Source organism: Inquilinus sp. NPDC058860, from assembly GCF_042743185.1.
In the GTDB taxonomy this organism is placed as follows: Bacteria; Pseudomonadota; Alphaproteobacteria; order DSM-16000; family Inquilinaceae; genus Inquilinus.
Map to the genome: position 1 here is coordinate 39,297 of NZ_JBHYMS010000039.1, position 25,906 is coordinate 65,202.

Genomic DNA, 25,906 nt, shown 5'->3' on the forward strand with positions numbered 1-25,906 from the left:
GATGGTTTATTGGTCGATCCCGCAGAGGCTCAGACGAGCTTCTCGGCCGAGACGAGGACGCCGTCGGAATCGCAATAAGCGTGGTCCCCCGGCCGGAACTCGACCTCGCCGAAGCTGACCGGCACGTCCCGCCTGCCGACGCCGTCCTTGGTGCTCTTCTTCGGGGATGTCCCGAGACAGAAGACGCCGACGTCCATGACATCGATCTCGGCGGAATCGCGGATCGCCCCGTTGATGACGATCCCGGACCAGCCGCTGGATTGAAGAATCGCGGCGATCTGATCCCCGAGCAGCGCCAATCGTGTGGAGGCGCCGCCGTCCACGACCATCACCCGGCCGTCGCCCGGCTCCTGCAGCATGGACTTGAGAAGCGCGTTGTCCTCGAAGCACTTGACCGTCGCGATCGGTCCCCAGAACGAGCGCCTGCGCCCGAACATCCGGAACGGCAGGTGGCAGAAGCGGACCTGTCCGTCATGCGCGTCGACGAGGTCGGCTGTTTTCATGATCGATTCCTTCAGGTGATCTCAGGAGCCGCCGAACACACGGGTGAGTTCGTTGACCTGATCGACGGAAAGCATGCGGGTGGGCAGCCCCCGTAGCGAGACGAGGAGCTTGGCCGTCTCCTCCAACTCTTCCGCGGCGTAGACCGCGGCGTGGAGATCCCTGGCCGAAACGACCGGCCCGTGATTGGCAAGGAGGACGGCGGCATAGCGTCCCTCCAGAGCGCGGATGAGATCTCCGGCCCGAGGATCGCCGGGGCGTGCATACGGCACCAGCCGCACCTTTCCTACGCGCATCACGACATAGGGTGTCAGTGGCGGGATGCAGTCCTCCGGGTCGGTGTCGGCAAGACACGACAGCGCCGTCGCGAAGGTGGAGTGGAGATGGACGACAGCGCCGGTCTCGGGCCGCGTCTTGTAGAAGGCGCGGTGCAGGAAGATCTCCTTGGATGGCGCATCACCGAAGATATGCCGACCATCCCGATCGAGCTTCGAGATCCGAGCGGGATCGAGGAAACCAAGGCAGGAATTGGTCGGGGTGATCAGCAAACCATCGTCCACCGCCGCGCTGATGTTCCCGGCCGAGCCGACCGAAAAGCCGCGCTCGAACAGCGAGCGAGACAGACGCGCAATATCGTCCCGAAGCCGCGTCTCTGTCATGCGTCCCCCGCAAGCGTGCGCAGCGCCTTCGCGAAGAAATCGGGCGCGCCGAAATTCCCGGATTTGAGCGCGAGCGCCAGAGGCTCCGGTCCCTCGCTCACCAGCACCGGCACGCCGGGATCGATCTCCGGCCCGATGGTCAGCGCGTCGAGGCCGAGGGCGGAGACCACGGCGCCCGAGGTCTCACCGCCGGCCACCACGAGTCGACGGATGCCGCCGGCGACCAGCGCCCGGGCCGTTTCCGCGAACAGGCCATCGAGCGCGGCGGCCACCCGCTCGCGGCCGTGCCGGCGCTGCACCGCGGCTACCTCTTCCGGCGACCCGGAAGAGGCGACGAGCGGGGCTTCGCCCCGATGCGCGAAGATGAACCCCGCCAGGTCGGCGGCCGTGATGCTGCCTTCCAGGACTCGGTCAGGCACGATGGTCAGCATGGGATGGGTCCGAGAGTGGACCTCGATCTGCTGCCGGGTGGCACCCGAGCAGCTGCCGGCCAGAAGCGCTTCCGGACCCGAAATGCCGGCGAAGGACGCCGCGCCGCCCGAGGCCAAGCCCTGATCCAGGAAATTCGCCGGCAGCCCGAGGGCGATGCCCGATCCGCCGGTGAGAAGCAGCGCATCACGGCAGGCACGGCCGATCGTGACCAGATCCTCGTCGGTCAGGGCGTCGACGATGACCAGCCCCTCTCCCCGAGCAGCGGCCTGGGCGAGCGCCGCCCGCAACGCATCCGCGCCGCTCCTGACAGTCGACCAGGGCACGAAGCCGACCGCGCCGGCGCATTGACGCTGCAGCCAGCACCGGAGGTCCGGATCCGTCATCGGGTTGAGCGGATGGTTTTCGAGCCCGGATTCGTTGAGCAGCCGGTCGCCGACGAAGAGGTGGCCCTGATAGACGGTCCGGCCGACGGTCGGGAAAGCCGGGCAGGCGACGACGCCCTTGGCTCCGAGCGCATGGGCCAGCGCCTCGCCCACCGGGCCGATATTGCCGGCCGGGGTGGAATCGAAGGTCGAGCAGTATTTGAACAGGATCTGCCGGCAGCCCTGCCCCTTCAGCCAGGCGAGCGCCTGCAGCGACAGGGCGACCGCCTCCGCGGCCGGGATGGACCGGCTCTTCAGGGAAATCACCCCGGCCTCGACGGCCTCCAGTGCCGGGCGGTCCGGCACGCCGAGATACTGCGTGGTGCGCAGCCCGCCCTGCCCCGGCAGCCCCTTCGCCAGCGTATTGGCGATGTCACTCGCCCCCGTGAAGTCGTCGGCGATCACGCCCAGAAGCATCGATTGGGTCCTCTCAGGATCCGGTGATTAGCCGGCGCAGCTTGGCCACGGCGGCGTCGGGGCTGGTCAGGACAGGGATGTCGATGACGCGGCGAACCGCATCGGCCGCCCGGGCCGTCGAAAAATGCGCCAGCACGATCGTGTCGAAACCGACGAGTCCGCAGGCCGCCTCAGCGACGAGCCGGTTGTGGGTGTCGGCGTCGCCGGCTCTCAGCGCCGTCATTGCGGCTTCTGCGACGATACTGGTCAGCGTGGCATTGGCTCCGAGGCGCTGCGCCTCCTCCGCGAACTCGGCCTCCATGCTGGCCCGGGCCGGCGGAAAGGTGACGATCATCGCCGCGTTCTGCCCCTTCCCGATCGCCGCCTCGAACATCGCCTCATTCGGCTTCAGCACCGGGACATCCAGCAGGCTTGCGGCCGTTTCGATTGCGCTGCCGAACGCGGAGCAGGTGAACAGAACCCCGTCGGAGCCGATCCTCCGGGCGTAGCTTGCAAGCTCGACGATCCTCTCCGTGAGCGTCGGCGAGATCTCTTCGGCCTCGGCGCGGTCGGGGGTCAGACTGTCATCGAGAATGTTCACCGGTCGAGCCTCCGGCCAGCCGGCGGCGAGGGCATCGCGGATCGGATCCACCGCCACCGGGGTGGCATGGATGAGAGCGATGCGGGGATGCGCCGGCATCGCGTCACCCCTGCGGATTGCCGGGGAACACCCACACGCTCTCCGGCGGGAACTCGCACCAGACCGCCCCCGGGGGCAGCGGCTTGGTTCCGTGCGCCTTCGCGCTGAAATCGCCGCGGCGGATCCGGTACTCCCAGCGGTCGCCCAGATAGAGGCTGTCGTCCAGCTTCATCTCGATGCGGTTGGGACCGGGCGCGTCCGAAACCGAGATGCGTTCGACCCGGATCACCGCCTGGGCTGCCGCGGCCTGGGCGAGCCCCTGGCGGTCCTTCACGACGCCTTCCAGCGACCAGCCCTCGCCCCCGATCACCGCCCGATCTCCAGCCAGCTGTGCGAGCGTGCCGCGGGCGACGTTGTTCGCACCTAGGAAGTCCGCCGCGTAGAAGCTGTTGGGGTTCGAGTAGATCTCGCGGGGGCTGCCCTCCTGCACGATCCGCCCGTCCTTGAGCAGCAGGATGTGATCGGCCGCGGCCAGCGCCTCAGTCTGATCGTGGGTCACGAGAATGGCGCAGATCTCGAGGTCGAGGATGAGCTTGCGGATCCAGTACCGCGCCTCTTCGCGCAGCTTGGCGTCGAGGTTCGACAGCGGCTCATCCAGCAACAGCACGCGCGGCTCATAGACCAAGGCCCGGCAGATGGCGACGCGCTGCTGCTGGCCGCCGGAGAGCTGGTCGGGATAACGGTCGGCCAGGTGGCCGAGCCCCATCCGATCGAGGATCGTCTGGACCTTCGCTCCCGCCTCCGCGGAGCCGACACCCCGTAGCTTCAGCCCGTACCCGACATTCTCCTTGACGGTGCGGTGCGGCCACAAGGCGTAGGACTGGAAGACGAGGCCGATGTTGCGCTGTTCGGGCGCCAGGGCCGTCTTCCGCTCGCTGTCGAGGGCGACCTTGTCGCCGATCTTGATGTAGCCGATCTCGGGCTGCTCCAGCCCGGCGACGCAGCGCAGGAGCGTGGTCTTGCCACTGCCCGAGGCGCCCAGCAGGGCCACGATCGCGCCCTTCTTCGCCGTGAACGACGCGCCCTTGAGGATCTGAAGCCCGCCCAGCCATTTCTGGACGTTGTTGACGACGAGTTCAGTCATGGACCTTGGCTCCCAGGCGCAGCGCGAGGGTGAGACCGCCCGCGGTCAGGACGATGCTGATGAAGGCGAGTGCGGCGATGGTGTCCATGGCGCCGGTCTGCAGCAGCGACACCATGAGCGAGCCGATCACCTCGGTACCGGCGCTCATCAGATAGACGCCGGTGGCGTATTCGCGCAGGAAGATGATCATGATCAGCGCCCAGGCCCCGACGAGGCCGGGTCGCACAATCGGGATGACGATGTCGCGCCAGGTGCGCCCGATGGTGGCGCCGGTCGTCCGCGCCGCCTCCTCCAGCTCCGGCCCGACCTGGATCAGGGTGCCCTGGAGCAGGCGCAGCCCGTAGGAGAGGCCGACCACGACATAGGCGACGAACAGGCTGACCAGCGTCGGGCGGAGCGGCGTGAGCAGCGGCACGAACAGGAAGACCCAGAAGAAGGCGAGGCCGATGACGAGCCCCGGCAGTGCCCGCGGCAGCAGCACCATGTAGTCGAGAACCGTATTCGACAGGCCGGGGTTGCGATGCCCCGCGAGGCCGACGAGCAGGTAGATCACGACCGCGACCGCCCCGCCCACGACCGAGAGCGCGATGGTGTTGAGGATGCCGCGGAGCAGGCTGGGCACGGAGAGCAGATTGTGGAAATTCGCCAGGGTAAAGTGGTCGAGCAGATCGACCCCCTGCCCCCAAGCGTCAACGAAGGCCCTGAGCGCAATGCCGCCGACCGGCAGAACCACCGAGACGAAGAGCCAAAGCGCGATCAGGGACAGCGCGACGGCCTGGCCCCCGCGCCCGAGCTTCAGCGGCGTCGAGCGGCCGCCCTTGCCGCCAAGAGCCGCGTAGCGGCGGCTGTGGCGCAGGATGCGCCGCTGGAAATAGACCAGCGGCAGGGTGACCAGCACCAGCACCATCGCCACGACGGCCATGAGCTGGTAGGTCGGCACCCCGAACAGCGTGGTCAGCTTGTAGATGTAGGTCGTCAGCACCGTGATCCCGTTCGGATCACCGAGCACTAGTGGAATGCCGAAGGTCTCGAATCCGAGCAGCAGGTTGAGGGCGGCGCTGAAGATCAGCGCGGGCAGCACCATCGGCAAGGTGACGTCGACCGAGACGCGCCAGATGTTGGCGCCGGTGGTCCGGGCGGCCTCCTCCAAGTCGGACGGCAGGTTGCGCATCGCCGAGGAGACGTAGAGATAGACATGCGGCACATGGCTGAGGCCGGCGATGATGATCAGTCCGCCCAGCGAATAGAGGTTCCACGGCACGAAGCCGAAGGTGTCGCGGAAAAAGATCGAGACGAAGCCCGAGGGGCCGACCGAGACGGTGTAGCCGAACGCCAGCACGATCGAGGAAATGAACATCGGCATCAGAACCAAGATTTCGAGCAGCTTCCGGGCCCTGATGTCGGTGCGGGTGAGCAGGAACGCGAGCATCCCCCCGAGCGGGACCGCGACGGCGACCATGCCGAGCGCGAAGACGACCGTCGTCCAGAGCGCCTGATAGAAGGACGGATCAGTCAGGACGTAGCGATATGCGTCGAGGCCGAGCTTGGCCCGCGGGCTGAAGAACGGGGCGTCGAGGAAGCTCTGATAGACAATCAACCCGACCGGCGCGAGGACAGCCACCGCCAGCGCCGCGATGGCTCCGATCCGGAAGGGGGCTGCATCGAGCCTCCGCCGGAGGCGGGGGGCCGGCCGGGCGGCGGGTCCCGCCCAGGCCTCGTTTGCGATCAGCGCGGCTTTTTCGATGTGCGTTGCCATGGTCACCACGATCGAGAGGGTGGAGTGCGCTGCACATCGGTCGATGCGCAGCTCCGTCCGTTCGAGGCCGTCAGGAGCCGGCGAGCGCGGCCTTCCACCTGTTCAGGAAGTCGACGCGGTTCTGCGGCTTCATGAATTCGAGAAGCCCTTCGTCGAGCCCAATCGGCTTCAGGTTGCCGCCCACGCGCTCGTTCAGCGTCGCCAGGTTGAACCCCTTGTCGACATCCGTGCGAACCGAGGGCAGGCCGCTCGCGGCCAGCGCGTTCTGGCCCTCGCGCGACAGCAGGAAGTCGAGGAAAAGCTTCGCGGCGTTCGGGTGCGGTGCGTCCTTGGCGATGGTCGCGACCCGGGAGAAGGCGGCCGTGTAGTCGGTGCCGAAGGCGACGCCGAGATTAGGGCTCTGCTTGACCCAGTCGAGCGCATAGGAACCGATGATGTTGAAGGCCAGCACATTCTCGCCGGAGACGACCGTCTCCTTCATCGATCCGGAACTCGAATAGGTGCGCCCGCCGATCACGCCGAAAGCCTTGGCGAGGTCCCAAAAGGTTGTGGTGGCGCGGGCGTCGTTGGTGTGGTGCAGGAACCCAGAGCCGCTCTTCTCCGGATCGAAGCTCGCGATCCTGCCCTGCAGTTTGTCCTTGTTGTCGATCAGGAACTGGATAAGGTCGGCCCGGGTCTTCGGGACGCTGCTCTCGGCCAGCGCCTTGGTGTTGTAGATCATCCCGATCGGCTCGACCGTCGTCGAATAGAGCGTATCCTTGTACTTTGCCCAGTCCGGCAGTGATTTGGCTTCCGGCGAAGCATAGCTGTCGGTATAGCCGTCGGCCGCGAGCATCATCTGGAGATCCATGGCGGAGCTCCACACAATATCGGCTCCAACCTGGCCCGCAGCCGCTTCCGAGATCACGCGATTATAGGTGCCGTTCGTCCCGAGATCGTTGTATTCGATCTTGATGCTGGGATATCTCGCCGTGAAGGCATCGAGCAGTGCCTGGGCCTGAGCGCCGTCGGTCGACGTGTAGATCGAAACCGCACCCTCCGACTTGGCGGCTTCGATCATCGCGCCGTAATCGGACGGATATCCTGCCGGAACGTCCTGGGCGCGGGCGGCGCCGAAGCCGATGACCAAAGCGGCGGCGGCGCAGAGCGCCCCCTTGCGTGATGGGATGATAAACATCCTCTCCTCCCTTGGTGAGCCCCGCCTGTCGGCGTCGGGCTCGTTTTCTGATCGGACGACGATCGGAGGCCGTTGGCTACAATCGACTTTTTAGAGATTTAAAGCCAATCGAGCCGTCGCCATCGACCGATGCACGGCAATCACGCGGCCGACGTCGCCGGCTGCGCCTTGCGAATGGCCTTCGCGACGCGCTCTCCGAACGCATCGGTGTTCAACGAGCCGCCAAGATCGCGGGTCCGCGAGGCCGGATCCGCCAGGATTTCGTCGACGGCGCGCTCGATCTCGGCACCGGCGGCTTCCAGGGCCGGGAGCTTGCGCTGCTCGCCCAGCCAGCTCAGCATCATCGCCGCTGAGAGGATCAGCGAGGTTGGATTGGCCCTGTTTTGGCCCTGGATGTCGGGAGCCGAGCCGTGCTGCGCCTGGGCGCAGACGAGTCCGGCCTCGGCATTGGCGTTGATCGATCCGGCAAGACCGAGGCTGCCCGACAGCTCGCTGGCCAGGTCCGACAGGATGTCGGAATAGAAATTGGTCGAGACGATCACGTCGTAGCGCGACGGATCGCGCACCAGATGCGCCGCCATCGCGTCGATGATCACGTCGTCGAGCTCGACCTCCGGGAATTCCTTGTGGACCTGGCGGACCTTCTCCAGGAAGAAGCCGTCGGTGATGATGAAGTTGTTGGCCTTGTGGACCGCCGTCACCTTGCGACGGCGCTTCATCGCCATCACGAACGCGGCACGGGCGATGCGCTCACAGGCATGGGCGGTGAGCTTGCGGACGGACAGGGCGACGTCCGGCGTCGGCATGAATTCGCCGATCCCCTTGTACATGTTGCGGTCCGGATAGAACCCCTCCGTCGCCTCGCGCATGATCACGAGGTCCATGTTCTTGGCGCCGCGATCGAGGAACAGACGTGACCGGGCTGGCCGCACATTGGCATAGAGATCGAGCTGCACGCGGAATCCGGCGGACACATTCCGCCCGCCCTGATCGCGCGGCGGATAGTCCATGTGCGACTGCGGCCCGAGGATGATGCCGTCGTATCCGCGCGCCTTCTCGAGCGTCTCGTCGCGGAGCGTCGTGCCGTGCTTCTGCAGGCTGGCGAAGCCGACATCGTCGTAGTCGAAGGACAAGCCAAGACCGAAAGCTCGGTCGGCTGCCTCAAGCGCGGCGATCGTCGCCGCCGTGATCTCCGGACCGATGCCGTCCCCGGGCAACACAATGATTCGCATATGGTTCTCCTCCCGACGGCCGACCGCTCCCCGAGCGGGCGGCTGGATCTCATGAGAGGAGTATTGGCTTTTTGAACCTATAAATGCAATAGGCTAATTTCCTAGTCGCCGGCGGCGACCGGTTCCAAGGCGGAGGCGAGGACCACTGGGGACTTCCGGGCGAGCGCACCGCCCAGATGCCGCCGCATCAGATAGGACGCCTCGACCACGTCGCCCTGCTCCAACCGCTCCAGTATCTCGAGGTGCTCGCCGCACTGCACCCGCAGGCGCTGGCGATCGACCCGCGCCCGGTATTCCAGCAGCCGGCGCATCCGGTTCGCCTGCACCAGCGCGCGATGGAAGAACGGGTTGCCGGACAGCTTTATGATCTCCTCGTGGAACAGGGAGCCATTGTGCAGGAGACGCTCCGCCGGCAAGGTCGCGATGTCCGAGGCCAGCATGCTTTCCTGGATCCTGCGCTGCTCCGCCAGCACCTGCCGGTCGATCCGGAAGGTGGGTTCGAGCATTGCGGCCGGCTCGATCAGCATGCGGAAGCGGTAGATCTGCTCGAACGCCTCCGGCGTCTTCGCGACAGGAAGGAATCGCCAGCCGTAACCGGGCTTTCGCTCCGCCCATCCCTCGCGCACAGCGCGCATGAGGAGGTCAGTGAGCTGCGTCTTGGTCAGGCGGTATCGGTCACGCAGGAACTGCTCGGTCACCTCGGCCTGGATCCGGTCCGCCAGCCAGTCATCCGCGAGCCGCTGGTATTCATCCGCCTCGTCGGGCAATTCGACCCTGTCGTCCGTTTCGCCTGAGGCATCCGGCAGCGGCCGGACGAAGAAGCCGCGGTTGGTTTGTTGCTCGAGGACCAGTTGATCGGCGAGAACCTGCATGGCCTCACGCACCGGCGACCGCGACACGCCGAACTGGTCGGCCAGGCGTTGGGTGCTGAGATGGTCGCCGACCGAGATGCGGCCGCTGCGAATCAGTTCCCGGATTTCGCCGGCGATGCGGAGGGCAAGAGGGCTGGAGGGCATGTCGGACACTCATACGTTCGAAGGTCACCACGATGGCTGCGTGGCGGTCGCCGGAGCAAGCGCCTCACGCTCTCCATCCCACGCCTTCACCGCAGTGGCGATCCGATTCTGCTTTTGTTGATGCTCTAATGCAATCGGCCATCGAACCGCCTGGCACAGCCACCAACATGCCCGCCAAGGCTCAGGGAAATCAGGTGGTCACAAGCTCCCGCCATGACTGCGGAGGGCATATCATCGAAGGATTGCATTTTTGAATATATAAAGCCTATTCTGGTCACTTGAAAGCTCCGCAGAAGGCTTTGGCGAACCGAGGGAGACAGCCCATGGGTCGGGTACCGCGTTGGCTACGGCCGCTTTACGTGCAGGTTCTGATCGGGGCCGTGGCGGGCATTCTGCTCGGCCACTTCGCACCGGCTTGGGGCATGGACGCCAAGCCGCTCGGCGATCTGTTTATCCGGCTCCTCAAGATGATGGTCGCGCCGGTCATATTCACGATCATCGTACTCGGCATCGCGCGCATGGCGGACGTCAAGGCGCTCGGCCGCGTCGGGCTGAGAACGGTCGTGTATTTCGAGATCGTCACCACCGCCGCCCTCGCGATCGGACTGGCCGTCGGCCATATCGTACAGCCGGGCGCCGGGATGAACGTGGATCCGGCGACGCTCGACGCATCGGCGATTAGCGGCTTCGCCAAGACCGCCGCGTCCCAGTCGCTGGCCGACTTCTTCCTCCACATCGTGCCGGACACCTTCGTCGACGCCTTCGTGAAGGGCGAGATCCTGCCGGTCGTGTTCCTGGCCGTGCTCTGCGGCTGCGCGCTCGCCCATGCCGGCAGCCGCGTCCAGGCGCTGACGGCTGTCGTCGAACAGGTCTCCGACATGCTCTACAGGATCGTCGGCTACCTCATGTATCTCGCGCCGATCGGGGCCTTCGGCGCCATGGCCTTCACGATCGGCCGATACGGCGCTGGAAGCCTGCTTCCGTACCTCAAGCTGATGGTCGCCTTCTACGCGACCTGCTTCCTGTTCGTGTTCGGCGTTCTCGGGCTGGTGTCCCGCTGGGCCGGCATCGGGATCTGGCGCCTCGTCGTCTATCTCAGGGACGAGATCGTCATCACCCTGGGCGCCGGCAGCACCGAGCCGGCGCTGCCGCGGCTGCTGCAGAAACTGGAAGCGCTCGGCTGCGACAGGAGCATCGTCGGCCTCGTCGTGCCGACCGGCTATGCCTTCAACATCGACGGGGTCTGCATCTATCTGACGATGGCGCTGATCTTCCTGGCCCAGGCGCTCGGCATCGACCTCACCCTGGGCCAGCAGTTGGTCATTCTCCTGGTCGGCTCCTTCACCTCTAAGGGAATGAGCGGGGTTCCGGGTGGCGGCTTCGTCGCGCTGGCCGCCACTTTGAGCAGCGTCGGCACGGTCCCGGTGGCGGCCATCGCGCTGCTGCTGGGAATCGATCGCTTCATGGGCGAGGCACGCGCCGTCACGTCGTTCATCGGCAACGCAGTCGCGGCGGTGTTCGTCGCTAAATGGGAGGGCAAGCTCGACCTCCAAAAGGCACGGGCCGTTCTTCAAGGAACCGCTTGTGATCCTGCGCTCACGCCTGAGTTGAGCCCCGGGTCGGTCGGAACACATCAGGCTCCTGCGGCGACGACGTACGGCAACCGCTGATTGATCGGACCGAGAACGGCAGCAGCAAAGGAATCCACGATGACCATCCAACAGAGACCAGTGGTTCTACGCCCCTCCGAGATTCCAGCGCGTCAGCGCGGGGGCGGAGCCAAGACGATCCCGCTCGTCACCCGCAAGGCGGGTTCGACCAGCTTCATCAACGGCATCACGGTCTTCGACCCCGGCGCCGCCATTCCGTTGCACAAGCACAACTGCGAAGAGAGCGTGATGCTGCTCGAAGGTGACGCCGTCGCCGAGATCGACGGCGTCGAATATCCGATCCGGCCGGGTGATGTCACCTTCATCCCGGCCAACGTCCCTCACCGGTTCCGCAACGTCTCCGATAGCCGAGTGATGAAAATTCTTTGGATCTACGCCTCGCTCAATGCCACGCGCACGCTAATCGAGACCGGCGAGACGCGCACCATTGACGATGAGCACGCGGCCCGTATGGCGTCTTGAGTCAGCAAGCTTTGACAAGCCTGCGACGTCGTTTCTCTGAGATCCGTGGGGAGTGTGATTTCTCTCCAGGTCTTCTAGAGATATTCAGGTGTGAATTAGAATGATGGCCCCGGATCTGCAAGCACTTAGATATGCCATCACGGCGGCTGAGCATTTGAGTTTTCGGCGCGCCGCCGAGGCCATGGGTATTCGCCAATCGGCAATTAGCCGGCGAGTCCGGAGACTCGAAGAGATGATCGGAACCTCTCTCTTCGAGCGGCATCCGCGGGGTCTACGGCTGACCCATGCTGGCCTGACCTTCGTCCGCGATGCACGCTATGTTCTGATGCTCCTTGAGCAGGCCGTTAGTCAGGCGGACCGCAGCGGGAGAGCAGAAGCCGGGCTGCTGACCCTCGGCTTCTTTCCTTCGCTAGTTTCAGGAAGGCTGCGCGATACGCTTGAGCAGTTCCGCCGCAATTACCCAGCAATCCTGGTAGAGACGGTTGAGGGAAGCCCCGTCGATCAACTCCAATGGTTGCGAGCTCGGCGCATCGATGCAGGTGTGCTCGCCGGCGGCTATGAAGCGTCCGACCTGGAGCGCCTCCCGTTGTGGGAGGAGCGGATTTTCGTCGCCCTTCCGCAGGGCCACCAGTTGGCCGCCGCGCTTTCGCTGGAATGGCAAGACCTCCGACGCGAGCAGTGGCTCGTCCGGGCTTTCGAGAGCGGCTCCATCGTATACAACTTCCTGATCGGCAGGATTGCGGCAGACGGATACCTTCCTAGTACGTCAATGCACCTCACGTCGCGGGAGAATATTCTCGGCCTGGTCAGCGCCGGGTATGGCATCACCATCGTTCCGGAGACGCTGACCGCGACGCCATATCCTGGCATCGTGTTCCGTCCGATAATGGGGGACGGTGCGCTGCTGCCGATCTCGGCAGCCTGGATCGCCGCGAACGACAACCCCGCCCTGCGCCGATTCATCCGCTTGCTTCGTCAGATTCGTGCTGAACGCCAGCCGTAGTGCGCGCCGGCTCGCCGGCGGCTCGCGGCGGCCGCTTCGTCTTCGTGAACCCCCGGTCGGTGGCCATGAACCGCGCCAGCATCGGCGCGACCAGTCGGACCGGCTCGACGGTGTGCCCAGTCTCACCGCCGAGCACCTCGGCATACGCGACGAGGTCGCGATGCACCGCCGCCGGCAGCTCGATGGTGAGCTTGACCGGCCGGTCGTCCGGGATCGCCCCGAGCTTGAGTTTCGCCATGGCCTCCTCACTCTCTAAACGGCTCGAGCACGAGGTCGCGGCTGACCATCACCCGTATAGGGAAGCCCTGGCGGATGGTGATGGTCGGCGGGATATCGAGGTTCCGCCGCACGACCTCCTGGCCGACGTCGTTCAACGTGTCACTGCCGGCGCGCCGTAGAGCCTGCAGGATCTCGCTTTCGTCGTCGCCGGCGCCGAGCTCCGTGCCGACGCCGAGGATCGAGGACAAGGCCGCGGCGGCGAAGAGCCGGCCCCAGTGGTGGTCGATCTCATCCTCGAGCCCGGCATGGCCTTCCGTGTCCGCGCTGGGCAGCCGCTCCAATACGATGGACCTGCCGTTCGGCAGAATGAGCCGGGTCCAGACCTGCAGCACGCTGTCCTGGCCGAAGGCGACCCGGCTGTCATAGGTGCCGACGAGCAGAGAGCCCTGAGGGATGAGGACGAACCGGCCCGTCGGGCTGTCGAACACGTCCTCCGTCACCCGGGCGATCACTTGGCCCGGCCGGTCGGAGCGAAGGCCGGTGACCAGTGCGGCCGCGACCAGAGAGCCGGCCTGCAGCACATAGGGCGATGGTGGATCCTGCAACCGGTCCGGGCTCAGCGTCTGCCGATCGGCCGGTGCATTCAGAAACGCCTGCTCCCGATCCTGCACACTATCGAATGCGGAGGCGCTTGCAGATACGTCCGACGGCAACGAGCTCCCTGCCCTCGCCGGTTCACTGGCGCCCCCTCCCCGCTGGCCGGTGCCGACGAACAGCTTGCTGGTCCGGGCCGCCTCCTGCTCCTGGGCGATCCGCTGCTGCAGCGGATCGGGGCCGGGCTGCACCGGCGGGGTCACCGCCTTGCCCTGCTCCTGCGCCCGCAGGATCGGCCGGCCGAGATCGCCAGGCAGCGGCGGCCCGAGCTGCGGCACGCCGGTGTAGTCCTTCGGCAGCGCGGCCAGACCGTCGGCGGTGGCCTTGCTGTCGGTGCTGTAGAGCTCCTGCTGCGGCTCCGCCCGGCGGCGGCTGTCGAGCGCCCAGACCAGTAGGCCGAGCACGGCGAGGCCGGCCAGGCCGGCGGCGCCGATCAGCACCTTCCGCGACAGCCGGGTCACCCGCGGCCGCTCCGGATGCAGGCGCAGTGCCGCCTTGAGCTCGGCCTCGCCGGTCATCGGGCATCGGTCCGGACGATCCGGACCACCTGCTGGTCCTTGGCGCCGAGCCGCAGCTCGGCCGCAGCGAACAGCCGGTCGACGATGTAATAGTTCTGCCGGACCCGGTAGTTGACGAGCTGACTGTCGCCCTCGGCGCCGATCACGAAGAGCGGCGGCATCTCGCCCTGGCCGATGCCGCGCGGGAACTCGATGTAGACCTTGGCACCGTCGTCGAAGACCTGGGTGGGCTGCCAGGGCGGGTCATCGCCCTCGATCCGGTAGCGGAAGCGCAGCCGCGTGAGGTCGACGCCCGTCGCGACAGGCGCCGCCGCCTCGGCCTCGGCGTTGCGGCGGCGCAGCGCGATCAGCTCGTCCTCCGGATATTGCCAGGACACCGCGGCCATGTAGGTCGAGGGCGTCGAGCGCAGCTCGAGGAGATAGGTGCGTCGGTCGGTGTTGATGACGAGGTTGGTGACGAGGTCCGGCCGGGTCGGCTTCACCAGGATGTGGACCCGGCGCGTCTCCCCGGCCCCGCTCTCGGTGTCGCCGACGATCCAGCGCACCGTGTCGCCGGCCGCGACCGGCCCTGAGCCGGCCAGCTGCTCGCCCGGCTCGAGCGCGATGTCGGTGACCTGGCCCGGCGCGGTGTAGACCTGGTACAGGGCTCCGGCGGAGTAGGGATAGACCTGCACGGCATTGATGTAGCCATGGCGACTCGGCTGCATCCGGGCTGCGGCATTCGCCTGGCTCACCTGCTCCTTCGGGTCGGCCGGCTCCGGCGGCGCCCGCCGGGCGCCGGGCAGCGGCTTCAGCTGGCCCGGCAGCGGCAGGGGCTTCGGCAACTCGACGACCTGGACCGGCTTCGGCGGTTCGGGCAGCCGCACCGCCTCGACCGGCTCGTCGTAGCGGATCGCGGGCGGCTTGCTCGAACAGGCGGCCATCGGCAGGACGGCGAGAATCAGGAGGAGGCGCATCAGCCGAGCTCCTTCGACCAGTTGATGGCGTTGACGTAGATGCCGAGCGGGTTGCGGCGCAGCCGGTCGGCGTCGCGCGGCGGCGCGACCACGATGGTGAGGATGGCGGTCCAGCGCTCGGTCGCCGCCAGGCTGCCGTTCTCGTAGCGGCGCTCGACCCAGGCGACGCGGAAGCTGTCATCCGAGGCGCGGATCACGCTCGACACCTCGATCGCGACCTGTTGGCGGCCGACCTTGCCGAAGGGGTCGTTCGCCCGGGCGTAGTCGTTGAGCGCCACGGCGCCGCGGTCGGTGACGAAGTCATAGGCGCGCAGCCAGGCTTGCCGCACCACGACGGGATCGGCCGGGAGCCCGCGCACATCCTCGATGAAGTGGGCGAGGTGCCAGGCGATCTGCGGATCGCTCGGCCGGTAGCCGGCCACGGCCGGCGCCACCGCCTGGGTCTGGCCGAGGCGGTCGACCTCGACCACCCAGGGCACGACCGTGCCGCGTGCTGCCTGCCACAGGAGCCCGGTGCCGAGACCGCCGGCGAGCAGGAGGCAACCGAAGGCCATGATCCGCCAGTTGCGGGCCTGGACCCGGGCCGAGCCGATGCGCTCGTCCCAGAGCTGGGCTGCCCTCTGGTAGGGCGTCTCCGGCTCGGGCGTCCGGCCGTAGCGGACGGAGGAGCGGCGGAACAGGTTCATCGATCCTCCTCGACGAGCGGCACCGAGGCCGAGCCGCCGCCATGGTCGCTGGAGCGGACGGTGTGGATCGCGGCGGAGACGCCATGCCGGGCGGCTTCGCTGTGCTTCAGCCGCTGCGCCCAGCCGGGCGCGCCGCCGGCCGGACCGGACGGCGGCGACGGACGGGTCGGCGGCGTGGCTGACCCGCCACCGCTCCCGGGCGACGCTCCTCCCCCGCCACCGCCCAGCGACCGGAACTTGCCGGCGAGCTCGGCCCGGCGGGCGACCTGGCGCTCGACCGCAAGCGTGCCGGTGAAGCGGCCACCGGCGGCGCCGAGCCGGGCCGCGGCCGAGACCGCCCCGGTCGCGGCCATGCCGCCGGCCACGGCGAGGCCGCCTGCGGCAAGCGCAGTCCCGGCCGCGGCGCCGGCGCCGAGCTGCGGCGCGCCGGAGACGAGGCCGGTGGCGATGCCCGGACCGAACAGCCCGAGGCCGAGCAGCGACAACGCCGCGAGCACAAGCGCCAGCGCGTCCTCGAGCGTCGGCTGCGCCTCGCCGAAGCCACGGGTGAACTCGCCGAAGAGGCCGGTGCCGATGCCGACGATGACGGCAAGCACCAGAACCTTGACGCCCGAAGCGACGACGTTGCCGAGCACCTTCTCGGCCAGAAACGCGGTCTTGTTGAACAGGCCGAAGGGGATGAGGACCAAGCCGGCCAGCGTCGTGATCTTGAACTCGACCAGGATGACGAAGAGCTGCACCGCGAGCAGGAAGAAGGCGACCAGCACCACCAGCCAAGCGATGAGCAGCACGAAGATCTGGATGAAGTTGTCGAAGAAGGAGACGAAGCCCATGAGCTCGCCCGCGGCCTGGAGGATCGGCCGGCCGGCGTCGAGCCCGACCCGGGCGAGCCGGCCCGGCTGCAGGAACTCGGCCTGGCCGATCGACGAGCCGGCAGCCTTGAGGCCCAGGCCGGCGAAGCTCTCGAACACGATGCGGGCGAGGCCGTTGAAGTTGCCGATCAGGAAGGCGAACAGGCCGATGTAGAGCGTCTTGCGGAGCAGCCGCGCGAGCACGTCCTCCTCGGCGACGAGCGCCCAGAACAGGCCGGCGAGCGTGATGTCGATCGCGATCAGCGTCGAGGAGAGGAAGGTGACCTCGCCGCGCAGCAGGCCGAAGCCGGAGTCGATGTACCGGGTGAAGACCTCGAGGAAGCGGTCGATGACCCCGATGCCGCCCATCTCAGCGCTCCCCCTCGCCCGCGCCGAGGAAGCGGTCGCGGGCCCTGGCCCCGGCCGCCTTGCAGTCCGGATCCTCCGCCGCGGCCAGGCCGAGCGAGCGGCAGCGGGCGAGCTCCGCCGACATCTCATCCCGCCGCTCGGACACAAGACGCGGGACCGGCGCCGGCGCCTTGGGCTCGCGATGAACGGCGACCGCCGTCGCCAGGAGCGCGGCGCCGAGCACGGCGAGGGCGGCTCCTCGCAGGACCTTCCCCGGCTCCATGGCGTCACTCATGGAACATGCTGACGGCCGAGGGCTGATACCCCACGCCCTCGGCCAGGAACCGCCGGCGCTGCTCCGCGGCCTGTTGCTCGGCCGCGGCCTGACGCGCCTGCTCCAGCGCCTGGGCCCGCCCCTGCGCCGCGAGCAGGGCCGTGAGGTCGGCCAGCTGCTTCGTCTGCACGGCCAGCAGCTGGTTGCCGGCCTGGGTCGCCTGCAGCACGCCGACCGCGCCCTGACTGGCGTCGACCAGCGTGCTCGTCTCCGCCTGGGTCGCCGGCAGCTCGTTCACCACCCCGGCCCCGACGGTGAGCGCATGCTGGAAGGCCGAGACCGAGGTCTGCCAACGCTGGCGGGCGCCGGCGATCAGCTGCTGGTCGCTGAGATCGGATCCGAGGTCCCGGTATTGCCGGAACGCGTCCTCGATCGCCTCTGCGTCATAGGCGATACGGTCGGCCTGGCGCAGCAGGCCCTGGATCTCGGAGAAGGAGCCCTGGATCTCGCCGAGCACCGAGGTCGGCAACGAGGCCAACTGCCGGGCCTGGTTCATCAGCATCTGCGCCTCGTTCTGCAGGCTGGTGACCTGGTTCTGGATCTGCTCCAACGCCCGGGCCGCCGAGAGCAGGTTCTCGCTGTAGTTCCTCGGGTCGAACACGATCCAGGCGGCATCGGAGGCGGCCGGCAATGAGAGGAGCGCGCCGGCGATCAGCGCGGCGCCGAGACGGCGGGACATCATCAGGCGGACTCCGGGGCGAAGTGGGGGAGAAGGTCGGCCGCCCAAGCGACGCCGCGGCGGCGAAGCCAGGCCTCCGCGAAGCCGCCGCGGCCATGCGCGGCGAGCGTCTCGGCGATGGCGGCCTGGTCGGTCCTGGACGAGGAGGCGCAGAGGGCGAGCGCAGCCTCGCCGAGGCCGAGCTCGAACAGGCGGTTGCCGCGCCGCGACTGGCAGTAGTAGTCGCGCTTCGGCGTGGCTCGGGCGACGATCTTGATCTGCCGGTCGTTGAGGCCGAAGCGGCGATAGATCGCGGCGATCTGCGGCTCGATCGCCCGCTCGTTCGGCAGGAACAGACGGGTCGGGCAGCTCTCCACGATTGCCGGGGCGATAGTGCTGGTCTCGACGTCGGCGAGCGACTGGGTCGCGAACACCACGGCCGCGTTCTTCTTGCGCAGGGTCTTCAGCCATTCGCGCAGTTGCGCCCCGAAGCTGGCGTCGTCCAGGGCGAGCCAGCCCTCGTCGATCAGGATCAGGGTCGGCCTTCCGTCGAGGCGGCGGTCGATGCGATGGAACAGGTAGGCCAGCACCGCCCGGGCGGCGCCGGTGCCGATCAGCCCCTCGGTCTCGAAGGCCTGGACATCGGCATCGCCGAGGCGCTCGGCCTCGGCGTCGAGCAGCCGGCCATAGGGGCCGCCGAGACAATAGGGCTGCAGCGCACGCTTCAGCGCCGCCGACTGCAGCAGCACGGCAAGGCCGGTCAGGGTCCGCTCGGGGACGGGCGCCGAGGCGAGCGAGGTCAGCGCCGACCAGACATGCTCCTTGTCCTCAGGGACGACGGCGATGCCCTCCCCCGCCAGGATGCCGGCCACCCACTCCGCGGCCCAGCCGCGCTCCGCCCCCTCGTCGATGCCGGCCAGCGGCTGCAAGGCCACGGCATCCGCTCCGTCATCGGAGAGACCGCCGCCGAGATCGTGCCAGTCGCCGCCCATGGCGAGGCAGGCCGCCCGGATCGAGCCGCCGAAATCGAAGGCGAAGACCCGAGCGCCCGGATAGCGGCGGAACTGCAGCGCCGTCAGCGCCAGCAGCACGCTCTTGCCGGCGCCGGTCGGACCGATGACAAGGGTATGACCAACATCGCCGACATGGAGCGCGAAGCGGAACGGGGTCGAGCCCTCGGTCCGGCCGTAGAACAGCGGCGGGCCGTCGAGATGGGCGTCCCGCTCGAGCCCGGCCCAGACCGCCGAGAGCGGGATCATGTGCGCGAGGTTGAGGGTCGAGACCGGCGGCTGCCGGACATTGGCGTAGACATGCCCCGGCAGGCTGCCGAGCCAGGCCTCGACCGCATTGACGGTCTCGGCGATGCAGGTGAAGTCGCGGCCCTGGACCACCTTCTCGACCAGGCGCAGCTTCTCCGCTGCAGTCCCCGCATCCTCGTCCCAGACGGTGACGGTCGCGGTGACATAGGCCTGGCCGATGGCGTCGGTGCCGAGCTCCTGCAGCGCGGCGTCGGCGTCCATCGCCTTGTTGTGGGCGTCGGTGTCGACCAGGGCCGAAGCCTCGTTGGTCATCACCTCCTTCAGGATCGCCGCCACCGACTTGCGCTTGGCGAACCACTGCCGGCGGATCCGGGTCAGGAGGCGGACGGCATCCGTCTTATCGAGGCAGATCGCCCGGGTCGACCAGCGATAGGGGAAGGCGAGGCCGTTGAGCTCGTCGAGAATCCCGGGGAAGGTCGCGCCCGGGAAGCCGATGACGGTCAGCGTCCGCAAATGCGCCGCGCCGAGCCGCGGCTCGAGCCCGCCGACGAGCGGTTCGTCGGCCAGGAGTGCATCGAGATGCATCGGCACCTCGGGCACGGCCACCCGCTGCCGCCGGGTCGAGATGCAAGTGTGGAGATAGGAGAGCGTCTCCGCGTCGTCGAGCCAGGCCGCCTCGGGCACGAAGCCCTCGATCAACTGCAGGATGCGGTCGGTCCGGTCGACGAAGCCGCGCAGCAGCTCCCACGGATCGACGCCGCCGCGGCTGCGGCCCTCATAGAGCCAGGACTCGATGCGCGACACCTCCTCGGCCGGCGGCAGCCAGACGAAGGTCAGGACATACGCGCTCTCATAGTGGCTGCCCGCCTCCTCGAACTGTGCCTTCCGCTCGGCGTCGACCAGAGTCGAGATCGGATCGGGGAAGCGGCTCTCGGGATAGCTCTCCGCCGGCTGCCGGCGGGCTTCGGCGAAGATCGCCCAGCCGGAGCCGAGGCGGCGCAGCGCGTTGTTGAGCCGCGCCGCGGCGCCGACCAGCTCGGCCGGGGTGGCGGAGTCAAGGTCGGGACCGCGGAACCGGGCGCTGCGCTGGAAGCCGCCGTCCTTGTTCAGCACCACCCCGGGTGCGACCAGCGCCGCCCAGGGCAGCACGTCGGCGAGATGAGCGGACCGCTTGCGGTATTCGGCGAGATTGAGCATGGCCGCCTCACACCGAGAGGTACGGCGGGTAGCGCAGATGCCGGCGCACGACCTCGACGAACCAGGGGTCGCGCTTCGCCGCCCAGACCGCGGCGGCATGGCCGACGACCCAGAGCACGACACCAGCGATCCAGAGACGCAGGCCGAGGCCGATCGCGGCCGCCAGCGTGCCGTTGGCGATGGCGACCGCGCGCGGGGCGCCGCCGAGCAGGATCGGTTCTGTCAGTGCCCGGTGCACCGGCACCTGGAAGCCGGGGATTGCATCGGTCTCCGTCATCAGACGAGCGCCCCGCCGCCAAAGGAGAAGAAGCTGAGGAAGAAGCTCGACGCGGCGAAGGCGATCGACAGGCCGAAGACGATCTGGATCAGTCGCCTGAACCCGCCCGAGGTGTCACCGAAGGCGAGCGTCAGGCCGGTGACGATGATGATGATCACCGAGATGATCTTGGCGACCGGCCCCTCGACCGATTCCAGGATCTGCTGCAGCGGCTGCTCCCAGGGCATGCCCGACCCGGCGGCATGCGCCGGCAGGGCTGCGAGCATGAACCCGGCAAAGCCGAAGGCGCCGAGGCCTGGGCGGAGGCGAGCGAACGGGATGGTCACGGCCGGACTCCTGGCGGGATGAGGTCGTCGGGATCGGGGGCGGCGGAGGCGAGGCGGTAGTCGCCGGCCTCGGACAGGCCGCGGACCTCGGCGAGGTCGACGAGGCGGCGCTGGGCGCCGCGGCCGGCGAGGACGGCGATCAGGTCGATGGTCTCGGCGATCAGCGCCCGCGGCACGGTGACCACCGCCTCCTGGATCAGTTGCTCGAGGCGACGCAGCGCGCCCAAGGCCGAGCCGGCATGGATGGTGCCGATGCCGCCTGGGTGGCCGGTGCCCCAGGCCTTCAGGAGGTCGAGCGCCTCGGATCCCCTCACCTCGCCGATCGGGATGCGGTCAGGGCGCAGGCGGAGCGAGGAGCGGACGAGATCGGAGAGCGAGGCGACGCCGTCCTTGGTTCGCAGCGCCACCAGGTTCGGGGCCGAGCATTGCAGCTCGCGGGTGTCCTCGATCAGCACCACGCGGTCGCCGGTCTTCGCCACCTCGGCGAGGAGCGCGTTGACCAGCGTGGTCTTGCCGGTCGAGGTGCCGCCGGCGACCAGGATGTTGCAGCGCTCGGCCACGGCCCGGCGCAGCGCCTCGGCCTGGCCCGCGCGCATGATCCCGGCGGCGACGTAGTCGTCGAGGGTGAAGACGGCAACGGCCGGCTTGCGGATGGCGAAGGCCGGCGCCGCCACGACAGGCGGGAGCAGCCCCTCGAAGCGCTCGCCCGTCTCCGGCAGCTCGGCCGAGACCCGAGGCGACCGAAGGTGCACCTCGGCACCGACATGATGGGCGACGAGCCGCACGATGCGTTCGCCGTCGGCTGGCGACAGCCGCTCACCGGTATCGGCTAGGCCGTCGGTCAGCCGGTCGACCCAGAGCCGGCCGTCCGGGTTGAGCAGCACCTCGACGATCGCTGGATCGTCGAGCCAAGCCGCGATCGCGGGTCCGAGCGCCGTGCGCAGCATGCGCGCGCCACGGGAAACCGCTTCCGTCCTGTCCGGATAGGCCGCCACCGTAATCCCCTCTCCTGGCGGCCGCACTGCGCGGCCGGCGAGCGGGGATGATTAGAAGAGGCAGGATTAGCAGGGATGCAACAAGAAGCACGGGGGCGTAGGGCGATGGCGTGCAAAGGCAGGAATTCGGGCTATCACCGTTGATCGGCTGCTCCAAAGAATAGCCCTGTCGGAAGCCCTCATCCATTCACCTCGCCTGCCGAATACGTCCTTATGGCCTTAAACCCCTCGGGGGGCAGAGACACCACATCCCCAAAGCGGATACAATAATGGAGGCCAGAATAATAATTCATAGGCGGGTTGCATTCTCCACCAATCCCCTCACTAAATTCCCTGCAGAAACAGTAATAATAATCCTGAAGTTCCTGCACAACTGTTCGGATTTTCGGATCATCCTTATCGTCTTCCCATTCATCTAAAAGATGTGGAATATCACCACGAAGATGCTTTATTCTATCAATCAAATCTGACGTTGTGGCGTCAATTCCAACTCTCCTCAGATCAAATACAATATTTTCGAATCTCTTTCCACTGAACCGAGAATCACCGGTTTCGTCTTTGGTGTCGTCATAAAGCTTTTGAAGATTCTGATAAGCCAACTTCGGAGACAGAGTAGAAGTAAAAACCATCCCCTGATGGGTCATGTGGATTCGAGCGGATAGCTCGCGAAGTGCGGCATCCCGATATTCTCTGCCATCGAAATACGATTGCATATGCTGATACACATAGTTTCCACCAATACCCAACAGCAATCCGGAGGCGACCCCCTTCCATTCATTCTTTATAATTATCAGGATGCCATTTATGATCGATATCATTGCTCATCTCCACGGCGCCGTTCACGAAACAACAATACAAGCGCCAATGGCACAGCAGGCGACCGAAATTATGAAGATCGCGTCTGAGAACTCAGCAATTTGCCCTCGATATGATTATGGATATCCTGCAGGAATCGTCTGTCCTTGGCGAGCCGCCGTCCCAGCGTCTCGATGAAATCCTGATACCGCTCCCGCCCCTTGGCCTGCGCGGCCGCCTGGGCCTCACCGGGCAGGGGTGGCGTGACGGTAAGCCAGAAACGGACAAAGAGCGCGAGCGCCTCGACCGAGATCCCGACGTCCCGTTCCAGCCGCTCGATCTGCCGCGACAGCCGGTCGAGCCGGCGGGTGACGGCGGCTTCGCGCTGATCCGACCCGTCCGGCGACAGGAAGGACACGACTGCAGCCTCAACGATTGAGGAGCGCGACAGCCGTTTGCGGTCGGCGAGATCCTCAATCCGCCGCAGGAGATCGGGCGAGAAATACACGTTCAGCCTGGTCTTCATCGGCCGCTCACAACCTGATGCCATCGTCGGGATCCATCGCCGCCTGCCGGGCGGCAGCGCGCATAGCTCGCCGCACCGCCCTCGCCTTCACGGCCTCATCGTCCGGCTCGTCCTCGATATCGGCGAACTCTCCGGCCGGCGCGGGTGTCTCCGGCACGACGGCTTCATGCTCGGGCAACATAGGCTCGCGCCGAATGCCGCCATTCGCCGGATCCTCTGCGCCATTCGCGGCGGCAGCTGACGATCCGTCTTGCGGGACGACGGTGCTCCAGTCGCCGGCAGCGGGAATGGCCCCTACTTTCTCAGGTGCCAGCGAAAGCTCTGCGGGTGGCGGCAGAATGCGGCGGGCGAGACGCGAATCTTCGTAGTAGCGGGCCTTCCGGGCCTGGATCGGCGGCATCCCGGAGACGAGCACGAGCTCCTCGGCCGGCGGGAGTTGCATCACCTCCCCCGGCGTGAGCAGCGGCCGCGCCGTCTCCTGCCGTGACACCATGAGGTGCCCGAGCCAGGGCGACAGCCGGTGGCCGGCGTAATTCTTCATCGCCCGGAGCTCGGTCGCCGTGCCGAGCGCGTCGGAGACGCGCCGGGCCGTTCGCTCGTCATTGGTCGCGAAGGCGACGCGGACATGGCAGTTGTCGAGGATCGAATTGTTGGGGCCGTAGGCCTTCTCGATCTGATTCAGCGACTGGGCGATCAGGAAGCTCTTCAGGCCGTAGCCGGCCATGAAGGCCAGCGCGGATTCGAAGAAATCCAGCCGCCCGAGCGCCGGGAATTCGTCCAACATCAAGAGCAGGCGATGGCGCCGGCCCGCAGGTTCCAGTTGCTCGGTTAAACGGCGGCCGATCTGGTTCAGCACGAGGCGGATCAGGGGCTTGGTCCGGCTGATGTCCGAGGGCGGCACCACGAGATAGAGCGTCGCCGGCCGGTCGCCTTCCACCAGGTCGCCGATGCACCAGTCGCAGCGCGCCGTCACCGCCGCCACGACGGGATCTCGGTAGAGGCCGAGAAAGCTCATCGCCGTCGACAACACGCCGGACCGCTCGTTGTCGCTCTTGTTGAGGAGCTCGCGCGCCGCCGAAGCCACGACCGGATGCGGCCGGTCGCCGAGATGGCGCGTCGTCATCATCGCGCGCAGGGTGCTCTCGATCGGGCGCCTCGGGTCGGACAGGAAGGCGGCGACGCCGGCGAGGGTCTTGTCCGGCTCGGCGTAGAGGACGTGGAGGATGGCGCCGACCAACAGGCTGTGGCTGGTCTTCTCCCAGTGGTTGCGACGCTCCAGCGCCCCTTCGGGATCAACGAGGATGTCCGCAATGTTCTGCACATCGCGTACCTCGGCGTCGCCGCGGCGGACTTCGAGCAACGGGTTGTAGGCGGTCGAGCCCTGATTGGTCGGATCGAACAGCAGCACCCGGCCGAAGCGGGCCCGCCAGCCGGCGGTGAGCTGCCAGTTCTCGCCCTTGATGTCGTGCACGATAGCGGCCCCCGGCCAGGTCAGGAGGGTGGGAACGACGAGGCCGACGCCCTTGCCGCTGCGGGTCGGGGCGAAGCAGAGCACGTGCTCCGGACCGTCGTGGCGGAGGTACTCCCGCTCGAAGCGGCCGAGCACGACGCCGTCGGGCCCGAGCAGGCCGCCCTCACGGATCTCCTCCGCCGTCGCCCAGCGGGCGGAGCCGTAGGTCGAGGCCTCCTTTGCCTCGCGCGCCCGCCAGACCGACATTCCGATCGCGATCCCGATCGCGGCGAAGCCCCCGGCGGCCGCGATCAGTCCGGCTTCGATGAAGAGATCCGGAGCATAGGCATCGTACCAGTACCACCACCAGAACAGCGCCGGCGGCGGATAGAGCGGTACGCCGCCGAGTTCCGTGAAGGGGCTGCCGAGCTGCGGCTGGTAGCCGAGCCGCCAAGCCGCCCACTGCGTCGCGCCCCAGAGGGAGGCGAGCACCACCGCGAACACGACGCTGATCTGGCCCCAGAGGATTTTGGTTCCGGACATGCCCCACCTTGCGAGAACGACCGCAAAGGCGATGTCGGGCTACAGAGCCTCCACGCAACCGCCGCCAATGCGCCATCGCTGCAATGGCGGCTCCTTCGGGGAAAAACAGGTGCGATGCGGGCCGCTGGCTCCTCGTCCCCGTGAGAGCCTGCTCTCCACGCGCCCTCGTAGGCATCGGCCTGGTGCGAACCACAAGCTCCAAAGACCAAGGCGGGTGCCGGTGCTCAAGCCGACACCGCCAACCACCACGCTGACGAGTTGGTCGGCGCCGACGTGGTCGAGGCAGGCGGGACGCCGCTCAGAGATATCCGCCAAAAAATAGCGAATGATGTACTACCTCCGAAACTGCCGCCCACACCGAGCCGTTGTCCGACTTGGGGGGAGAAGGGTCCATGGAGTCCAGTCGGCCAGCGCGAATCCTGATCGTCGAAGACGAGTGGACGATTGCTTCGATGATCGCCTCGATCGTGACCGGGGCTGGCTGCGACGTGGTCGGTCCGACCGGCAGTCTGGGCACGGCCCTGGCACTGGCGACGTCCGAGCCAATCACAGCCGCGTTGCTCGACATCGAACTCGGACCTGGAATCCAGACCTATCCCGTGGCGAAGGCGCTCAAGGACCGCGGCATACCCTTCGCCTTTGTCAGTTCGCGAGCGCCGGACCAGATCGACAGAGCGTATGCAGGTTATCGGCTGGTGCCGAAGCCCTTTCAGGACGAGGAACTCGTGCAAGTGCTGGCCGATCTTGTCCGAATATCCGGGCCTGCGGCCGGTTGAATAGATTCCCGGTGGCTGAATCCGCGTC

Annotated in this window: 27 protein-coding genes; 4 read left to right on the forward strand and 23 right to left on the reverse strand. The window is 67.3% G+C overall.

Features of this window, described 5'->3' with window-relative positions; all coding sequences use genetic code 11:
- Nucleotides 1–29: 29 nt before the first annotated feature.
- From rraA to ACFW16_RS23790, 9 genes are all read right to left on the reverse strand, one after another.
- A complete protein-coding gene (gene rraA, locus ACFW16_RS23750) occupies nt 30–503 on the reverse strand; it encodes a ribonuclease E activity regulator RraA (protein WP_380309655.1) in 474 nt (157 codons plus the stop codon).
- 21 nt (nt 504–524) lie between these two features.
- Nucleotides 525–1,160, reverse strand: coding sequence for a 3-oxo-tetronate 4-phosphate decarboxylase (otnC, locus tag ACFW16_RS23755; RefSeq protein ID WP_380309657.1), 636 nt, complete (start codon nt 1,158–1,160; stop codon nt 525–527).
- Complete coding sequence (gene otnK / locus ACFW16_RS23760) at nt 1,157–2,431, reverse strand: 3-oxo-tetronate kinase (protein ID WP_380309659.1); 1,275 nt, start codon at nt 2,429–2,431, stop codon at nt 1,157–1,159. The genes otnC and otnK overlap by 4 nt, the downstream gene beginning before the upstream one ends.
- A gap of 13 nt (nt 2,432–2,444) precedes the next feature.
- On the reverse strand, nt 2,445–3,110 hold the full coding sequence (locus tag ACFW16_RS23765) for an aspartate/glutamate racemase family protein (protein ID WP_380309660.1): 666 nt from the start codon (nt 3,108–3,110) through the stop codon (nt 2,445–2,447).
- A gap of 4 nt (nt 3,111–3,114) precedes the next feature.
- Nucleotides 3,115–4,194, reverse strand: a complete 1,080-nt coding sequence (locus tag ACFW16_RS23770; RefSeq protein WP_380309662.1) for an ABC transporter ATP-binding protein — start codon at nt 4,192–4,194, stop codon at nt 3,115–3,117.
- Nucleotides 4,187–5,815: an ABC transporter permease gene (locus tag ACFW16_RS23775; RefSeq protein ID WP_380309664.1), complete on the reverse strand. Its 1,629-nt coding sequence runs from the start codon at nt 5,813–5,815 to the stop codon at nt 4,187–4,189. The genes ACFW16_RS23770 and ACFW16_RS23775 overlap by 8 nt, the downstream gene beginning before the upstream one ends.
- Nucleotides 5,816–6,020: 205 nt before the next feature.
- The gene (locus ACFW16_RS23780; RefSeq protein ID WP_380309666.1) at nt 6,021–7,127 is read right to left on the reverse strand and encodes an ABC transporter substrate-binding protein; all 1,107 of its coding nucleotides are present in this window, start codon (nt 7,125–7,127) and stop codon (nt 6,021–6,023) included.
- Between the two features lie 140 nt (nt 7,128–7,267).
- A complete protein-coding gene (locus tag ACFW16_RS23785) occupies nt 7,268–8,359 on the reverse strand; it encodes an isocitrate/isopropylmalate dehydrogenase family protein (protein WP_380309668.1) in 1,092 nt (363 codons plus the stop codon).
- Between the two features lie 101 nt (nt 8,360–8,460).
- The gene (locus ACFW16_RS23790; protein ID WP_380309736.1) at nt 8,461–9,375 is read right to left on the reverse strand and encodes a GntR family transcriptional regulator; all 915 of its coding nucleotides are present in this window, start codon (nt 9,373–9,375) and stop codon (nt 8,461–8,463) included.
- A gap of 323 nt (nt 9,376–9,698) precedes the next feature.
- Between ACFW16_RS23790 and dctA the strand changes: the two genes are divergently transcribed.
- From dctA to ACFW16_RS23805, 3 genes are all read left to right on the forward strand, one after another.
- The gene (gene dctA / locus ACFW16_RS23795; RefSeq protein WP_380309670.1) at nt 9,699–11,045 is read left to right on the forward strand and encodes a C4-dicarboxylate transporter DctA; all 1,347 of its coding nucleotides are present in this window, start codon (nt 9,699–9,701) and stop codon (nt 11,043–11,045) included.
- 39 nt (nt 11,046–11,084) lie between these two features.
- Entirely contained in the window at nt 11,085–11,507 is a 423-nt protein-coding gene (locus ACFW16_RS23800; RefSeq protein ID WP_380309672.1) for a cupin domain-containing protein, read from the forward strand.
- A 103-nt stretch (nt 11,508–11,610) separates the two neighbouring features.
- On the forward strand, nt 11,611–12,510 hold the full coding sequence (locus ACFW16_RS23805) for a LysR family transcriptional regulator (RefSeq protein WP_380309674.1): 900 nt from the start codon (nt 11,611–11,613) through the stop codon (nt 12,508–12,510).
- On the opposite strand, the gene ACFW16_RS23810 is transcribed toward ACFW16_RS23805, so the two are convergent.
- From ACFW16_RS23810 to ACFW16_RS23875, 14 genes are all read right to left on the reverse strand, one after another.
- Entirely contained in the window at nt 12,467–12,748 is a 282-nt protein-coding gene (locus ACFW16_RS23810; RefSeq protein ID WP_380309676.1) for a DUF2274 domain-containing protein, read from the reverse strand. The genes ACFW16_RS23805 and ACFW16_RS23810 overlap by 44 nt on opposite strands.
- 7 nt (nt 12,749–12,755) lie before the next feature.
- Entirely contained in the window at nt 12,756–13,901 is a 1,146-nt protein-coding gene (locus ACFW16_RS23815) for a TrbI/VirB10 family protein (protein ID WP_380309678.1), read from the reverse strand.
- The gene (gene trbG, locus ACFW16_RS23820) at nt 13,898–14,857 is read right to left on the reverse strand and encodes a P-type conjugative transfer protein TrbG (protein ID WP_380309681.1); all 960 of its coding nucleotides are present in this window, start codon (nt 14,855–14,857) and stop codon (nt 13,898–13,900) included. Before trbG ends, ACFW16_RS23815 begins: the two co-directional genes overlap by 4 nt.
- On the reverse strand, nt 14,857–15,543 hold the full coding sequence (trbF, locus tag ACFW16_RS23825; protein WP_380309683.1) for a conjugal transfer protein TrbF: 687 nt from the start codon (nt 15,541–15,543) through the stop codon (nt 14,857–14,859). Before trbF ends, trbG begins: the two co-directional genes overlap by 1 nt.
- Complete coding sequence (trbL, locus tag ACFW16_RS23830) at nt 15,540–16,763, reverse strand: P-type conjugative transfer protein TrbL (RefSeq protein ID WP_380309685.1); 1,224 nt, start codon at nt 16,761–16,763, stop codon at nt 15,540–15,542. Before trbL ends, trbF begins: the two co-directional genes overlap by 4 nt.
- A gap of 1 nt (nt 16,764) precedes the next feature.
- Entirely contained in the window at nt 16,765–17,037 is a 273-nt protein-coding gene (gene trbK-alt / locus ACFW16_RS23835) for a putative entry exclusion protein TrbK-alt (RefSeq protein WP_380309687.1), read from the reverse strand.
- Nucleotides 17,030–17,758: a P-type conjugative transfer protein TrbJ gene (trbJ, locus tag ACFW16_RS23840; RefSeq protein WP_380309690.1), complete on the reverse strand. Its 729-nt coding sequence runs from the start codon at nt 17,756–17,758 to the stop codon at nt 17,030–17,032. Before trbJ ends, trbK-alt begins: the two co-directional genes overlap by 8 nt.
- A complete protein-coding gene (gene trbE, locus ACFW16_RS23845) occupies nt 17,758–20,190 on the reverse strand; it encodes a conjugal transfer protein TrbE (protein WP_380309692.1) in 2,433 nt (810 codons plus the stop codon). The genes trbJ and trbE overlap by 1 nt, the downstream gene beginning before the upstream one ends.
- Before the next feature lie 7 nt (nt 20,191–20,197).
- Nucleotides 20,198–20,467 (reverse strand): VirB3 family type IV secretion system protein, encoded by a 270-nt coding sequence (locus ACFW16_RS23850; RefSeq protein WP_380309694.1) that lies wholly within the window; start codon nt 20,465–20,467, stop codon nt 20,198–20,200.
- The gene (locus tag ACFW16_RS23855; RefSeq protein WP_380309738.1) at nt 20,467–20,787 is read right to left on the reverse strand and encodes a TrbC/VirB2 family protein; all 321 of its coding nucleotides are present in this window, start codon (nt 20,785–20,787) and stop codon (nt 20,467–20,469) included. Before ACFW16_RS23855 ends, ACFW16_RS23850 begins: the two co-directional genes overlap by 1 nt.
- A 2-nt stretch (nt 20,788–20,789) precedes the next feature.
- Entirely contained in the window at nt 20,790–21,740 is a 951-nt protein-coding gene (gene trbB, locus ACFW16_RS23860; RefSeq protein WP_380309740.1) for a P-type conjugative transfer ATPase TrbB, read from the reverse strand.
- A gap of 227 nt (nt 21,741–21,967) precedes the next feature.
- Nucleotides 21,968–22,606 (reverse strand): hypothetical protein, encoded by a 639-nt coding sequence (locus ACFW16_RS23865; protein WP_380309696.1) that lies wholly within the window; start codon nt 22,604–22,606, stop codon nt 21,968–21,970.
- A 68-nt stretch (nt 22,607–22,674) separates the two neighbouring features.
- Nucleotides 22,675–23,109, reverse strand: a complete 435-nt coding sequence (locus ACFW16_RS23870; protein ID WP_380309698.1) for a CopG family transcriptional regulator — start codon at nt 23,107–23,109, stop codon at nt 22,675–22,677.
- Between the two features lie 7 nt (nt 23,110–23,116).
- A complete protein-coding gene (locus ACFW16_RS23875; protein ID WP_380309700.1) occupies nt 23,117–25,102 on the reverse strand; it encodes a conjugal transfer protein TraG in 1,986 nt (661 codons plus the stop codon).
- A gap of 392 nt (nt 25,103–25,494) precedes the next feature.
- On the opposite strand from ACFW16_RS23875, the gene ACFW16_RS23880 reads away from it, so the two are divergent.
- On the forward strand, nt 25,495–25,878 hold the full coding sequence (locus tag ACFW16_RS23880; protein WP_380309702.1) for a response regulator: 384 nt from the start codon (nt 25,495–25,497) through the stop codon (nt 25,876–25,878).
- Nucleotides 25,879–25,906: the final 28 nt, after the last annotated feature.

Coding starts and splice junctions, on each gene's coding strand:
- rraA (WP_380309655.1), bottom strand. CDS start 503: ATGAAAACAGCCGACCTCGTCGACGCGCATGACGGACAGGTCCGCTTC.
- otnC (WP_380309657.1), bottom strand. CDS start 1,160: ATGACAGAGACGCGGCTTCGGGACGATATTGCGCGTCTGTCTCGCTCG.
- otnK (WP_380309659.1), bottom strand. CDS start 2,431: ATGCTTCTGGGCGTGATCGCCGACGACTTCACGGGGGCGAGTGACATC.
- ACFW16_RS23765 (WP_380309660.1), bottom strand. CDS start 3,110: ATGCCGGCGCATCCCCGCATCGCTCTCATCCATGCCACCCCGGTGGCG.
- ACFW16_RS23770 (WP_380309662.1), bottom strand. CDS start 4,194: ATGACTGAACTCGTCGTCAACAACGTCCAGAAATGGCTGGGCGGGCTT.
- ACFW16_RS23780 (WP_380309666.1), bottom strand. CDS start 7,127: ATGTTTATCATCCCATCACGCAAGGGGGCGCTCTGCGCCGCCGCCGCT.
- ACFW16_RS23785 (WP_380309668.1), bottom strand. CDS start 8,359: ATGCGAATCATTGTGTTGCCCGGGGACGGCATCGGTCCGGAGATCACG.
- ACFW16_RS23790 (WP_380309736.1), bottom strand. CDS start 9,375: ATGCCCTCCAGCCCTCTTGCCCTCCGCATCGCCGGCGAAATCCGGGAA.
- dctA (WP_380309670.1), top strand. CDS start 9,699: ATGGGTCGGGTACCGCGTTGGCTACGGCCGCTTTACGTGCAGGTTCTG.
- ACFW16_RS23800 (WP_380309672.1), top strand. CDS start 11,085: ATGACCATCCAACAGAGACCAGTGGTTCTACGCCCCTCCGAGATTCCA.
- ACFW16_RS23805 (WP_380309674.1), top strand. CDS start 11,611: ATGGCCCCGGATCTGCAAGCACTTAGATATGCCATCACGGCGGCTGAG.
- ACFW16_RS23810 (WP_380309676.1), bottom strand. CDS start 12,748: ATGGCGAAACTCAAGCTCGGGGCGATCCCGGACGACCGGCCGGTCAAG.
- ACFW16_RS23815 (WP_380309678.1), bottom strand. CDS start 13,901: ATGACCGGCGAGGCCGAGCTCAAGGCGGCACTGCGCCTGCATCCGGAG.
- trbG (WP_380309681.1), bottom strand. CDS start 14,857: ATGCGCCTCCTCCTGATTCTCGCCGTCCTGCCGATGGCCGCCTGTTCG.
- trbF (WP_380309683.1), bottom strand. CDS start 15,543: ATGAACCTGTTCCGCCGCTCCTCCGTCCGCTACGGCCGGACGCCCGAG.
- trbL (WP_380309685.1), bottom strand. CDS start 16,763: ATGGGCGGCATCGGGGTCATCGACCGCTTCCTCGAGGTCTTCACCCGG.
- trbK-alt (WP_380309687.1), bottom strand. CDS start 17,037: ATGAGTGACGCCATGGAGCCGGGGAAGGTCCTGCGAGGAGCCGCCCTC.
- trbJ (WP_380309690.1), bottom strand. CDS start 17,758: ATGATGTCCCGCCGTCTCGGCGCCGCGCTGATCGCCGGCGCGCTCCTC.
- trbE (WP_380309692.1), bottom strand. CDS start 20,190: ATGCTCAATCTCGCCGAATACCGCAAGCGGTCCGCTCATCTCGCCGAC.
- ACFW16_RS23850 (WP_380309694.1), bottom strand. CDS start 20,467: ATGACGGAGACCGATGCAATCCCCGGCTTCCAGGTGCCGGTGCACCGG.
- trbB (WP_380309740.1), bottom strand. CDS start 21,740: ATGCTGCGCACGGCGCTCGGACCCGCGATCGCGGCTTGGCTCGACGAT.
- ACFW16_RS23865 (WP_380309696.1), bottom strand. CDS start 22,606: ATGATATCGATCATAAATGGCATCCTGATAATTATAAAGAATGAATGG.
- ACFW16_RS23870 (WP_380309698.1), bottom strand. CDS start 23,109: ATGAAGACCAGGCTGAACGTGTATTTCTCGCCCGATCTCCTGCGGCGG.
- ACFW16_RS23875 (WP_380309700.1), bottom strand. CDS start 25,102: ATGTCCGGAACCAAAATCCTCTGGGGCCAGATCAGCGTCGTGTTCGCG.
- ACFW16_RS23880 (WP_380309702.1), top strand. CDS start 25,495: ATGGAGTCCAGTCGGCCAGCGCGAATCCTGATCGTCGAAGACGAGTGG.